The following is a 13,179-nucleotide window of genomic DNA, read 5'->3' as shown; positions in this document are numbered from 1 at the left end:
CTTTAGACCAGCGTGAGCGTTCCTCTCAAAGAAACAAGGATGCTCCGGCATCCATGCACGAAGCATGAAGCAGGGGGCATCCTTGCGTCATTTTACTTGGTTGCTGCGTCCACTCTAACCTGCGTCGCTTTGTCGCAGCGCTTGCAGACCTTCAGGGCGCTGCCGTCGGATTTTATTTTGGTGTAGAGCAGCTTGATCCGGGTGGTCCCGCAGACCGGACAGGTGCCGCGTCCACGGGAAGGAAGGGTCCAGAGTACCCGTCCGCGTTTGGTTTTTGACATTCTTGTAATCCTCGTTTCATTGAATTGATGGTACCTGTCCAGTATAGAACAAGCGGTACGACATAAAATGTCGTAGCAGATAACGAGTTTTTAACTATTGGCCCAGTAACGTAATTGACGGAACGGCTGCCAAGCCAGTAGACTAGATTGGACATAGATGGAAGAACCTGGGGACCTAGGGCCTTCAGCATTCATTGTTATGAAAGGGGTTACATATGTGAAAAAGCTTGGGCTTGTCTACGTGCTGCTAATCGGCATCTTCGTACTCTACGTGCTGAATTACAAGCAGCAGGGGAATGCGGCAGACCCGTGGGAGACTGCGGGACTGCGCGGCAATATTGAGGACAAATACGTGATGGTTACGTTCCAGATCGGCATAGATTACTGGAAAAGCGTGCTGAAGGGCTTCGAGGACGCCGCAGAGGAGCTTAATGTATCCGTCGAGTATCACGGCTCCACCCAGCATAATGCGAGTGAACAGATGACGGTGCTGGAGCAGACCATCGCCAAGAAGCCGGCGGGAATTGCCATCTCGGCCGTGAATTCCAAGCTGCTTACAGCGACGATTAACAAGGCTGTGGAGAGTGGTATTCCGGTGGTGCTGTTTGATTCGGGAGCGGAGGGCAGCAAGGCGTATTCCTTCCTGGGAACGGACAATTATAATGCCGGAACGAAGGCGGCGCATAAGATGGCCGAGCTGACCGGGGGCAAGGGCGAGGTAGCTATTATCACCACACCGGATCAGCATAATCACCAGGAGCGGACGGACGGCTTCACGGACACAATTCGCAGCAAATACCCGCAGATGAAGCTGGTGGCGGTTAAGGATGGGCGGGGAGATCAGGTGGCGTCCAGGGAGGCTGCCGAGCAGCTGCTGGTGCGTTATCCGCAGCTGGCGGGAATTTTTGCCACGGAAAGTAATGGAGGCATCGGGGTCGCGGAAGCTGTGGATGCCGCCCCTGGGAGCGGACCGGTCCCGCAGATTATCAGCTTCGATACGGATAAAGGCACACTCGATCTGGTGAAGGAAGGCAAGATTGCCGCAACCATGGCCCAGGGCACCTGGAATATGGGTTATTGGTCGCTGACCGAGCTGTTTCATCTGCACCGTGATCTGGAGGCTGATCCTGAGGCCTATGCCAATAACAAGCCCCTGCCTGTCCCCGATTCTGTAGATACCGGAATTGATGTGGTCACGCGGCAGAATGTGGACAATTATTATGCCAAATAGGCGGCAGAGGGGGAGCCTGGGATGCACAAGACCGGCGTGAGCATGGAGAAGCTGAAGCTGAATAATATGCCGATCCGCTATAAGCTGATTATTCACTTTTTGCTGATTAGCATTCTGCCTTCCATTGGACTGGGGCTGTTGATTGGCTGGACGGTGGACAGGATCGTGGAGGAGCAGAGTACCGAGAACACGATGCAGCTCATCCGCAAGGTAAATACCGCCATAGAGAGTGATGTGGAGAATCTGCAGAAAATTACGTACCTGATCTCGTTCGATCCGGGCGTCCAGAAGTTCCTGAAGGGGGCGTCACCGGCTCCGGCACAGCCGGACCCCGCAGCGGGCAATGGGGAATCGGCGGAATACAATATCCGCAAATTTCTGCAGGGATTCACCACACTCAGCTCCGAGATAGCAGGCATCATGCTGGTCAACCGTGAAGGCGATTTCATCAGCAACGAGATGTATACCCGTTCCGGTACCCGGCTGACGGAGGAGAGCTGGTACAAGCAGGCGGCAGAGAATAAGGGGATCTTCCTGATCGTCGGGCATCCGTATGGCCGTGCGGTCAGGTCCCATGTGGACTATAAGGAGAGCGAGGTGGTCTCTGCTGTACGGGCCATTGTGAATCCTGAGACGCAGGTGGTCCAGGGTGTGGTGCTGGTGGATCTGAAGCTGCGGGTGATCGCGGAGACGGCTAGAGATGTCACGCTCGGCAAAACCGGATATCTGACGGTGGTGGACAATCGCGGAGAGATGATTTACGCGCCGCAGCACCCTTTAATGCGTAACATCCCGGCAGGTCTGTTCACCGAGTCCTCGGGCATTACCTCGGAGACAGTAGACGGCCGCAAGCTTCAGCTGATCTACCGGACCTCGCCGTTTACCGGCTGGACCACGATGGGCGTGTTCCCGATGGATGAGTCGGCTTATGGAATCCGCGAGATTACGTTCAATGTTGTCACGTTTGTATTTGTGGTCTGTATGCTGGGCATGACCGCCTCATTCTATCTGGCCTATTCGATCTCCCGTCCTATCGGCCAGCTGGCCTCCTTCATGAGCAAGGCACAGTCCGGTGATCTGACGATCCGCTACTGGGGCAGCCGATCCGATGAGATCGGGCTGCTCGGCCGCAGCTTCAATACGATGCTGGCCCAGATTAGCCGGCTGCTATCCCTGACCGAGCTTCAGGCGCGGCAAAAGCGTGAGGCGGAGCTGCGCAGTCTCCAGGCGCATATCAAGCCGCATTTTCTGTACAATACGCTGGATACGATTCACTGGATGGCCCGCAGCAAGGGAGCGGAGGATATCGCCGAGGTCGTCCAGTCCCTCTCCAGGCTGTTCCGGCTGGGCTTAAGCAAAGGGAGTGATATCATACCGCTCTCCGATGAGCTGGAGCATATCGTCAGCTATCTGAAAATTCAGCATGTTCGTTATAGCACCAAGCTGACCTATTCCATTGAAGTGGAGCCGCACTTACAGGAGCTGTACGTGCTTAAGCTGTTGCTGCAGCCGATGGTGGAGAACGCGATCTATCACGGCATCAAGGAACGACGCGGCCCCGGCCACCTCTCCATTGCAGTTGTAGAACGGGACAACGACCTGTATCTTACCGTACGCGATGATGGTGCAGGGATGTCTGCGGATAAGCTGAAGGAGCTCAGACAGCGGCTCGAAGCGGTTGGCGCAGAAGAATTGGAGCGTACGGAGACGGACATGGCTGTAACAGGCACCGCAGGAAGCGGCTACGGCATATTGAATGTGCAGGCGCGGATCAGGCTGACCTATGGAGCGCCGTACGGTATCCAGATTGAGAGCGGACCGGGGCAGGGAACTCTTGTAACCGTATGTCATCCGGTTGTTCGTGAGCATTACCCTGAGAAGGATTAGGACAGAGGAGGATGATCCGCAGATGATAGAGAAATGGAAAGTAATCATTGCCGATGATGAGCGCATTATCCGGGAGGGCATCCGGCAATGCGTGGACTGGGATAGCCTGGGCATGGAGGTGACGGCAGAGGCAGAAGACGGGGAAGAGGCGCTGGAGCTGGCCGTGGAGAATGCCATTCATATCGCCCTGGTGGATCTGAACATGCCGATTATGCATGGCATGGAGCTGATGAAGCGGCTGCGGGAGGCACTGCCCGGCTGCAAGATTATTGTGATCACCGGCCACGATGAATTCGCCTATGCCCAGGAGTCGATCCGGCTGCAGGTGAATGATTATATTCTCAAGCCTGCGGAGCCGAAGCAATTGATGCAGGTGCTGCGGGGCGTCCGCGATGAGCTGGAGTCCGAGCGGCAGCAGAGCCAGCATCTGGAGCAGGCTTCCCGGCAGCTGATGAAGAACTTCCCGTTGCTGCGCGAGCGCTTCTGCCAGGAATGGCTGGATGGTAATCTGAGCCAGGCGGAGATCCGGGAGCAGCTGCAATTCCTCAAGCTTCCGCCGCAGCGGCCGGAGCTGATCGGCATCATCCGCTGGAGGTGGGAGGGCCAGCATCCGGCGATGAAGGAGAAAGAGCGGCAGCTCTTCTTGTTCGCCATAGAGAATATCGCCGCCGAGCTGTTGGACCCGTATCCCAAGGTGATGTTCCGGGACGCCGCCGGATTGATCGTTATCCTGCTGTGGGATGCCGCCTGTGAGCGCATCCTGGCCGGAGTGGAGGCCGCAGTGCGCAGCCATCTCAAAATCGCTGTTGAAGTCGGCACGCGGCTGATCCAGGGAGAGATTACAGAGCTTGCTGCCGCTTACCGGAGCTGCCGGGTGGCGCTGGTCAAGGAGCAGCCGCTGTCCCCGCTCGTCCGCCGGGCGAAGCAGCATATCCAGGAGCATTACAGCGAATGCGAGCTTACCCTGGAGGCCACAGCAGGCCTGCTTCAAGCCTCCCCGGTCTATCTGAGCCGCCTGTTCAAGCAGGAGCTGGGCCAATCCTTCGGCACGTATCTGACCCAGACCCGTATCCGCCGGGCCGCCCAGCTTCTGCATTCAACCGACCTCAGTATTAACGAGGTGGCGGAGCAGTCGGGCTATGAGACCCAGCATTATTTCAGCACGGCCTTCAAGAAGCAGACCGGTGTGGCGCCGCTGCAGTTCCGTAAAGGGGTGCAGGCTGAGGTACGCAAGTAACTGAAGATACAGAATGAATAGTGGGGAATGCTTCAGTAGCCATCTATAGGCGAGAGGGCATTCCTTTTTGCATATAAAAAGTTATATTTTCACAAAAACAGTAGCCTCAGTGTAAATACGGCACCTGCCCCCGGTTGCTATACTCGATTTGTCACACGGGAACACCTGTGGAAGACATCAGAATAGTTCAGGGGGTAGTGCAGGAATGAAAAAATATTCAATGATCACGCTTCTGCTAACACTGGTACTCATCTTATCTGCATGCGGCAACAGTGGTAATTCATCCAGCAGCGCTGGCAGCTCTTCCGGCGGCGGGGATACATCGAAGGGCAAGGTGGGCATCGCGATGCCGACCAAATCTTCGGAGCGCTGGGTGAATGACGGCAACAACATGGTCAAGGAGTTCGAGAAGCTGGGCTACGGCACAGATCTGCAATATGCGGAGGATGTGGTGGAGAATCAGGTCTCGCAGATTGAGAACATGATCACCAAAGGTGTGAACGCAATTGTAATCGCTTCAATTGACGGTGAGGCGCTGACGGACGTGCTGCAGAAGGCGCATGACGCCAACGTTAAGGTGATCGCTTATGACCGTCTGATCAAAAAAAGTGAATTCGTAGACTATTATGCAACCTTCGATAATTTCAAGGTGGGTGTGCTGCAAGGCTCTTACATTGAAGAGAAGCTTGGCCTGAAGGACGGCAAGGGCCCGTTCAACATCGAGCTGTTCGGCGGATCGCCGGATGACAACAATGCCTACTTCTTCTTCGACGGCGCCATGTCGATTCTGAAGCCATATATCGATTCCGGTAAACTGGTGGTCCGCAGCAAGCAGCTTACGATGGATAAGGTAGCTACGTTGCGCTGGGACGGCGCTGCCGCCCAGTCACGGATGGATAACCTGCTGAGTGCGAACTATGCGAGCGATAATCTGGACGCAGTCTTGTCTCCATACGATGGCATCAGCATCGGTATCCTGTCTTCGCTCAAGGGGGTAGGCTACGGCTCCGGTGACAAGAAGCTTCCGGTGGTTACCGGACAGGACGCCGAGCTGGCTTCCGTGAAGTCCATTCTGGCCGGAGAGCAGACCCAGACAGTATTCAAGGATACCCGCGAGCTGGCCAAGAAGGCAGTGGAGATGACGGAGAGTGTGCTGAAGGGGACCGAAGCTGAAGTCAACGATACCACCACCTACGACAACGGGGTCAAAATCGTCCCGTCCTACCTGCTGGAGCCGGTCTCTGTGGATGCGGGCAATGTGGATAAAGTGCTGGTGGACGGCGGGTACTACACCAAGGATCAGCTGGGACAATAGCCGTCATAGCGCAGGTCTGGCGGGTACCGGCGGCAGCTTCGGAGCAAGGAGCGCCGCCGGAGAACCGCTGCACAGTCACAAGGAAAGCTGGGTGAGAGGCACATGAGCGAAATTATTTTGGAGATGAAAGGTATTACCAAGACATTCCCCGGCGTCAAAGCGCTCTCGTCAGTCAATCTGCAGGTGAAGGCAGGCGAGATCCACGCCCTCTGCGGAGAGAATGGGGCAGGCAAGTCCACGCTGATGAAGGTGCTTAGCGGAGTGTATCCGCACGGGACGTATGAAGGGGATATCTATTACCAGGGGCAGGTATGCCAGTTCAAGGATATCAAGGACAGCGAGGGCCTGGGGATCGTCATTATCCATCAGGAGCTGGCGCTGATTCCGTATTTGTCGATTTCGGAGAACATCTTCCTCGGCAATGAACAGGCCAGACGCGGGGTGATCAACTGGAACGAAACGACGGTCAAGACCAAGGCGCTGCTAACCACCGTCGGCCTCAAGGAATCGCCGTTTACAGGAGTTTCTACGATAGGTGTCGGCAAGCAGCAGCTTGTAGAGATCGCGAAGGCGCTCTCCAAGGAAGTGAAGCTGCTCATTCTCGACGAACCGACAGCGGCGCTGAATGAGGATGATAGCGAGAACCTGCTGCTGCTCATTCTGGAGCTGAAGAAGCAGGGGATATCCTCGATTATCATTTCCCACAAATTGAACGAAATCGAGAAAATAGCGGATTCCGTCACGATTCTGCGGGATGGACAGACCATCAAGACCCTGGATATGAAGCAGGATGCCGTTACAGAGGATGTCATTATCAAAGGCATGGTCGGGCGCGATCTGACGAACCGTTACCCTGAGCGCACACCGGATCTGGGAGAGACGATCTTCGAGATCCGTGACTGGAATGTCTATCATGAGACACAGGCGGGCCGCAAAATGCTGGATCAAATTAATCTCCACATCCGGCGGGGTGAGGTGGTCGGCATTGCCGGGCTGATGGGCGCAGGGCGCACGGAGCTGGCGATGAGTGTGTTCGGCAAGTCATATGGCAAGCGGATCAGCGGCCAGACTTTTATGCACGGCAAGGAAGTACACCTGAATAACATCAGCCAGGCGATAGAGCATGGGTTAGCCTACGTGACCGAGGACCGCAAGCATTACGGCCTGATCCTGATCGACGATATCAAGCGGAACATCTCGCTCAGCAGCCTGAAGAAGCTCTCCCGCCATGGCGTCATTAATGAGAACGAGGAAGTGCTGGTCGCAGAGGAATACCGCAAGAAGCTGAATATCAAGACCCCCAGCATCCTGCAAAAAACCGTGAATCTCAGCGGCGGCAACCAGCAGAAGGTGGTACTCAGCAAATGGATCTACGCCCAGCCGGATGTTTTGATCCTGGATGAGCCTACGCGGGGTATCGATGTCGGGGCCAAATACGAAATCTATTCCATCATCAACAGCCTTGCCGCAGAGGGGAAGGGCGTGCTGGTCATTTCTTCCGAGCTGCCGGAAATCATCGGGATGTGCGACCGGATCTACACCATGTGTGAAGGGCGGATCAGCGGGGAAGTCGAGCGGAAGGATGCGTCGCAGGAGCTTTTGATGAAATTTATGACACGAAGCAGGGGGTAACACCGCATGGGAGCCATTAGTGAACTGTTCAAAAAAAATATCCGCCAATACGGCATGATCATTGCCTTGATTTTTATTTCGGTGTTCTTTCAAATTCTGACCGACGGCATTCTGCTGAAGCCGCTGAACGTGACCAATCTCATTCTGCAGAACAGCTACATACTGGTGCTGGCTATCGGGATGGTGCTGGTAATCATCACTGGGCATATCGACCTCTCGGTCGGCTCGGTAGCTGCCTTCATCGGTGCCCTGTCGGCCATTATGATGGTGGATATGGAGCTGAATCCGGTGCTGGCCGTAGTCATCTCGCTGCTGATGGGCGCGCTGGTCGGGGCCTGGCAAGGCTTCTGGGTCGCTTATGTCAAAATCCCGGCGTTCATTGTTACCCTGGCGGGCATGCTGCTGTTCCGGGGCCTGACGATGATCGTGCTGAACGGGCAGTCGATTGCACCTTTCCCGAAGACTTTTCAGAAGATCAGCTCCGGGTTCATTCCTGATGTCGCAAGCGTGGGCTCGCTGAATGTGCTGACCCTGATCATCGGTGTTCTGTTGTCGCTGCTGGTGATCTATCAGGAAATCCGCAGCCGCAGGATCACAGTGAAGTACGGTTTTGAGCGGTCTGCGGTCTGGATGTCCGTTGCCAAGGCTGCTGCGCTGGTGATCGTCATCAACCTGTTCACCTATGTTCTGGCACAATATAACGGGATTCCTAATATCCTTGTGATTCTGATGGTGCTGATCGTATTGTACTCCTTCGTCATGAACCACATGACCATGGGGCGGCATATCTATGCCCTGGGCGGCAATGAGAAGGCAGCAAGCCTCTCCGGCGTCAAAACCAAACGGGTGACCTTCTGGGTATTCGTCAACATGGGTGTACTCGCTGCCCTTTCCGGTCTGGTCTTCGCGGCCCGGCTGAACTCGGCTACCCCTAAGGCCGGTACGAACTTCGAGCTGGATGCTATCGCTGCCTGCTTCATCGGCGGAGCCTCCGCGTCCGGGGGAATCGGAACCGTAGTCGGTGCTATTATCGGAGGTCTGGTCATGGGCGTCATGAACAACGGTATGTCGCTCGTCGGCCTCGGCGTAGACTGGCAGCAGGGGATCAAGGGACTGGTGCTGCTGCTGGCGGTAGGCTTTGATATCTATAACAAGTCGAAGACAGCCTGATAGTAAGATAGAACCCGGCCGGAACTGCTCCAGAGGGAGCGGCTCCGGCTTGCCTGTCGTACAAGTTCTCCCGCACAGCTTGCAGCATACGGCTCTGGCATGGATAATAGCACCTAAGGTGCTTTATATTTCATGATAGTAACAGGAGGCTACAGATGCAGATTATTGCCATGCTGACCATGCTGATTGACCATGTTGGGCTGATCTTTTTCCCGGGTGAGCTTGCCTGGAGATATGTGGGGAGAATTGCCTTCCCGATCTACTGCTACGCGCTGGCGCAAGGCTATATCCATACCTCCTCCAGACCCCGTTATCTGCGGCGGCTGCTTATCATTGCGGTGTTGGCACAGATTCCGTACAATCTGGCGATTCATCCGGGAGGCTGGAACGTCGTATTCACCCTGCTGATCTCAGCGCTGGTCCTTGCCCTGCTTGATAAGCTCCCGAATCTGTGGGCGGGTATTCCGGTAGTAGCCGTGGCTGTGCTGCTGATGGATGCGCTGCCGCTGGACTACAACGCTTACGGCCTGCTGCTGGTGCTGATCTTCCGTTATACCCGTTCTTACGTGCTGGTGCTGGCGCATTTGGCGCTGAATGTATTCTATCTGTTCTATTATAATTGGCTGGTGCAGATGGCCAGCATTATTCCGACCCTTCTGATTGCGCTGACTCCGGGTTTTTGGGTGCTGCTGGAGAAGAAGCGTCTGCCGCGCTGGGTCTGGTGGTGCTTTTATCCGGCCCATTTAGCAATACTTGCGTTGGTAAAGTTTCTCTTTTTCAAAGAATGGGTATTTATAGAATGGCGGAGTTTATTTAGCGTATGAGGGTTCATCATTTCCAGGTGCTGTATTTACAAATCCATGCTCCTCTGAGATGATGGGTACGTTGCCAAATTATGAGCTAGAGGAGACATGCTATGAAGAAAATGAAAGCAAGAACCAAATGGCTGGTGCCGATTCTCGCCCTGCTGCTGATTCTGTCAGGCTGCCAAGCGGTTGGCGGCTTCGATGTCAATAAGGCACTGCTGGGGGATCTGGATGTCAAATCCTCTGAATCCAGCACTACGATGACCCTGAACGCTGTTCCTGCAGCAGGTATCACCGCAGAGGACAAGGAAGTTATTGATCTTATTAATTCCTTATCGCTTACGCTCGGCCATGTGAAGGTTCAGGATAACGGCAACGTCTCGGCCACGGGAGTTGTGGGTTACAAGGAGTTCAAGATTCCTTTCTCCCTCTTCACCGACCAGAAGAACCTGGTCTTCACCGCTGAAGGCGCGAAACAGCCGTTCTACATGCCGCTTCAGAGCAATGAAATGTTGCTCGGTCTGGAGGCAACCGATCCGGCCAAGACCTTGGAATTCACTAAGCTGGCCTCCCAGTTTGTGATCAAGAATCTTCCGAATCCGGGTGCGATCACAGTGACATCCGTTAATGAATCCGTATACGGCCAGCCAACCAGCTTGACGAAGCTACATACGGAAATTACAGGGGAAGAGCTTCCGGTATTGCTTAAGAGCTTCCTGAGATCTGTGTCGAAGGATACCGAAGGCTTCACCGCTCTGATTAGCGGTCTATATGATTACATGTATCCGCTCATCAAAGACAGAGCTGAAGATCTGAACAGCATCGGTCTGGGCGATATTCCGCTGGAAGACAAAGAAGGGGTAGTCACCGTAGTGCATGATGCAGCTAAGCTGGCTGTGGATGCTCTCCTGCTCGTCTATGACAAGCAACTGGAGAACCTCTATGAGACCACTCCTGAACTGAAGACTGTTCTAGGCAAGGATACCAAGCTGACTGCGGATATCTTCGTAGATAACGGCTTCCATGTCCGCAAACAGAACATCGACTTCAATGTTGCTCTTCCGGCCGATGAATATCTGCCGCTGCAGAGCATCAACATGAAGCTGGTGTCCGAGACCTGGAATGTGAACGGTCCGGTAACGGCTGATCCAATCAGTACCGTGGGTGCAATTGATTATTCCAAGGGTGACCTTACTCCAGGGGAAACGCTGAGAAACTTCGATGCCAATTCATCCGTCTATAAGCTGCTCAAAGAGGAGATGGCAATTACCTCTAAGAGCCTAATGATCGCACCGGATGACGATTACTATTATCCGGTCGTGAAGAATGGTACTACCTATGTACCGCTGCGCTATGTGGCAGAGGATCTGGATGCTAAGGTAGAGTGGGATGGACCTAACAAATCGATCAAGGTAACTGACGATGTATACGGCGATCAGCTCGTATTCAAAATCGGTTCCGCGCAGGCACAAATTGCCGGCAAGACCGTGAAGCTTCCGTTAGCAGTATTCGTAGATGAGTACGGAGATGCTAATGTGCCGCTGCGTGTATTGGCTGAAGGCCTGCATGCTACGGTTGAAGTAGATGATGACGGCTATATCTGGATTGAACGTCCGTAAGAAGTAACGTTCTAGTCAAAAAACCGGGACCCCTGAGTAATCAGGCGGTTCCGGTTTTTTTTTGCGGGATTACCTGGCGCCTCCTTGACAATATAGGTTTATTGCAATAGACTTAACGTCATTAGGTCTACTGCAATAAACTTATAAGGAGTGAACAGGATGGAACCCTACAAATTATATGATGCTGAATATAAATTCGCTTGCCTGATCTGGGATCATGAGCCGATTAATTCTACAGAGTTGGTGAAGCTGAGCCTCTCGGCGCTGGGCTGGAAGAAATCCACGACCTATACCGTGTTAAGAAAGCTATGTGAGCGGGGAATTCTCAGAAACGAGGGGGCCATGGTCACAGCTGTCATCCCGAAGTCGGAGGCGCAGCGGCATGAGAGCCAGACGGTAGTGGACAAAGCCTTTGGCGGGTCGTTGCCGCAGTTTTTGACTGCTTTTCTCGGGGATAAGAAATTGTCCGCGAAGGAAGCGGCAGAGCTGAAGAGGATTATCGAGGAGGCCTCCCAATGACGGACCTGTGGATCAGCATTCTGAACATGAGCATTACTGCCAGCTATGTAGCCGTCGCCGTAATGCTGGCGAGAGTTCTGCTGCGGCGCGCCCCCAAGCTCTTCTCCTATATGCTGTGGTCCGCAGTAATGATCAGGCTGATCCTGCCTGTCAGCTTCACTTCAAGCTTCAGTATCCTGAGGCTGGCAGGGCCTGCAGGCTCGTCCGGCACAGGGCAGCTGCAATTCGTTCCGAAGAATATAGGGAGGCAAGCGCAACCTGCATTGGACACCGGAACAGGTTCAGCAGGAAGCCTGTGGAACAGTCTGCTTCCGCCGGTAGCACCGTCAGCAAGCGTGAATCCGGTGCAAGTCATCCTGTGGGCCGGCAGTATGATCTGGCTGACAGGTGTTATAGTACTGCTCCTGTACAGCGTGTTCTCTTATGTGAGAGTCATGCGCAGTGTCCGTACAGCAACAATTGTGAAGGGGCATGTCTTTGAGACGGACCAGATCATGACTCCGTTCGTATTCGGCTTCTTGAAGCCAAGGATCTACATCCCGGCCGGGATGAGTGAACAGGAGCTGTCCCATATCCTGCTGCACGAGCAGACTCATATTAACCGGCGGGATTACCTGATCAAGCCGCTGATGTTCCTGCTGGTCATTCTCCATTGGTTCAATCCGCTGATGTGGCTGTCTTTTGTGCTTATGAGCAAGGATATGGAGATGTCCTGCGATGAAGCGGTGATCCGGAAGCTGGGTCCGCAGGTTAAAAGCAGTTACTCAGGCTCCCTGCTTGGATTTTCAACCCGCCGGAGCGGTCTTATGACCGGCAGTCCGCTGGCTTTTGGAGAGAGCAGTGTAAAGGCACGGATTAAGCATATTCTTGCTTACCGCCAGCCGACCTCGGGGAGTGTGGCCGCTTTTACCCTCGTCCTTGTGATCCTGCTGATTGGATGTACCGCTAATCCCAAGCCTGTGCAGCGTCCGTCGCAGCAGCTATATTCCGGTTATACGGTGGATCAGCTGCTGGAGAATAAGACAAAGTATATTGGCGACGCCAGCAAGGTCACAGCGCTGCTTGGTGCAATGCCGCTGCCCCAGGGACTGGAGAGGGCAGGCATTGAGCTGACAACCGGCTCCCGCCCGTATGAGTTAACCATCAATTATACAGTGAACGATATTAAGGGAATGTGGAACGATGAGCTTCAGGCGTTAAGCCGGGAGCCTCTCCTGCATAATTCGATCCTGCTGTTCAGCCTGATTGATAACGCGGATATTATTAATTACTCACTTGCGGATGAAGGTATAACGTACAGCTTCACGTTCGCCAGAGAAGAGATGGATAAGCTGCTTGGAGAGGATGTCCGCCCTTATGGAGCGGATGAAGCGGGCCTTCGTAAGCTGATTGACCGGCTGGAGAGTGTCAAGCTGACTCCTTAAATGCCGATTTTCACAGCATATTTACGAAACACTGCTGCACCTTTTATCCAATGCTTGA

The 13,179-nt window shown here is 54.1% G+C and carries 11 protein-coding genes; 10 read left to right on the top strand and 1 reads right to left on the bottom strand.

Features of this window, described 5'->3' with window-relative positions; all coding sequences use genetic code 11:
* Window positions 1-92 precede the first annotated feature (92 nt).
* Window positions 93-281 carry a hypothetical protein gene (locus MKY64_RS13325; protein WP_036729349.1) on the bottom strand — a complete coding sequence of 63 codons (189 nt, stop codon included), beginning with the start codon at window positions 279-281 and terminating at the stop codon, window positions 93-95.
* Window positions 282-498: 217 nt separating this feature from the next.
* On the opposite strand from MKY64_RS13325, the gene MKY64_RS13320 reads away from it, so the two are divergent.
* The 10 genes from MKY64_RS13320 to MKY64_RS13275 all read left to right on the top strand — a co-directional run bounded on the left by MKY64_RS13320 (window position 499) and on the right by MKY64_RS13275 (window position 13,121).
* Entirely contained in the window at window positions 499-1,512 is a 1,014-nt protein-coding gene (locus MKY64_RS13320) for a substrate-binding domain-containing protein (protein WP_339257446.1), read from the top strand.
* Window positions 1,513-1,533: 21 nt separating this feature from the next.
* Window positions 1,534-3,399 carry a cache domain-containing sensor histidine kinase gene (locus MKY64_RS13315; RefSeq protein WP_339256080.1) on the top strand — a complete coding sequence of 622 codons (1,866 nt, stop codon included), beginning with the start codon at window positions 1,534-1,536 and terminating at the stop codon, window positions 3,397-3,399.
* Window positions 3,400-3,421: 22 nt separating this feature from the next.
* On the top strand, window positions 3,422-4,636 hold the full coding sequence (locus tag MKY64_RS13310) for a response regulator transcription factor (protein ID WP_339256082.1): 1,215 nt from the start codon (window positions 3,422-3,424) through the stop codon (window positions 4,634-4,636).
* 205 nt (window positions 4,637-4,841) lie between these two features.
* Window positions 4,842-5,951 (top strand): multiple monosaccharide ABC transporter substrate-binding protein, encoded by a 1,110-nt coding sequence (chvE, locus tag MKY64_RS13305; RefSeq protein WP_339256084.1) that lies wholly within the window; start codon window positions 4,842-4,844, stop codon window positions 5,949-5,951.
* Between the two features lie 102 nt (window positions 5,952-6,053).
* Window positions 6,054-7,583 carry a multiple monosaccharide ABC transporter ATP-binding protein gene (mmsA, locus tag MKY64_RS13300; RefSeq protein WP_339256086.1) on the top strand — a complete coding sequence of 510 codons (1,530 nt, stop codon included), beginning with the start codon at window positions 6,054-6,056 and terminating at the stop codon, window positions 7,581-7,583.
* A 6-nt stretch (window positions 7,584-7,589) separates the two neighbouring features.
* A complete protein-coding gene (gene mmsB, locus MKY64_RS13295) occupies window positions 7,590-8,753 on the top strand; it encodes a multiple monosaccharide ABC transporter permease (protein WP_036729333.1) in 1,164 nt (387 codons plus the stop codon).
* A 155-nt stretch (window positions 8,754-8,908) separates the two neighbouring features.
* Entirely contained in the window at window positions 8,909-9,577 is a 669-nt protein-coding gene (locus tag MKY64_RS13290; RefSeq protein ID WP_340953440.1) for a TraX family protein, read from the top strand.
* A gap of 92 nt (window positions 9,578-9,669) precedes the next feature.
* Entirely contained in the window at window positions 9,670-11,178 is a 1,509-nt protein-coding gene (locus MKY64_RS13285) for a copper amine oxidase N-terminal domain-containing protein (protein ID WP_340953439.1), read from the top strand.
* A 159-nt stretch (window positions 11,179-11,337) separates the two neighbouring features.
* Window positions 11,338-11,697: a BlaI/MecI/CopY family transcriptional regulator gene (locus MKY64_RS13280; protein ID WP_036729328.1), complete on the top strand. Its 360-nt coding sequence runs from the start codon at window positions 11,338-11,340 to the stop codon at window positions 11,695-11,697.
* A complete protein-coding gene (locus MKY64_RS13275; protein ID WP_340953437.1) occupies window positions 11,694-13,121 on the top strand; it encodes a M56 family metallopeptidase in 1,428 nt (475 codons plus the stop codon). The genes MKY64_RS13280 and MKY64_RS13275 overlap by 4 nt, the downstream gene beginning before the upstream one ends.
* The last annotated feature ends 58 nt before the right edge of the window (window positions 13,122-13,179 follow it).

Source organism: Paenibacillus sp. FSL R7-0210 (assembly GCF_038009085.1).
Taxonomy (GTDB): Bacteria; Bacillota; Bacilli; order Paenibacillales; family Paenibacillaceae; genus Paenibacillus_AQ; species Paenibacillus_AQ silagei.
Note: the sequence above shows the minus strand (reverse complement) of the source record. Positions and strands in the feature narration are given on the sequence as shown.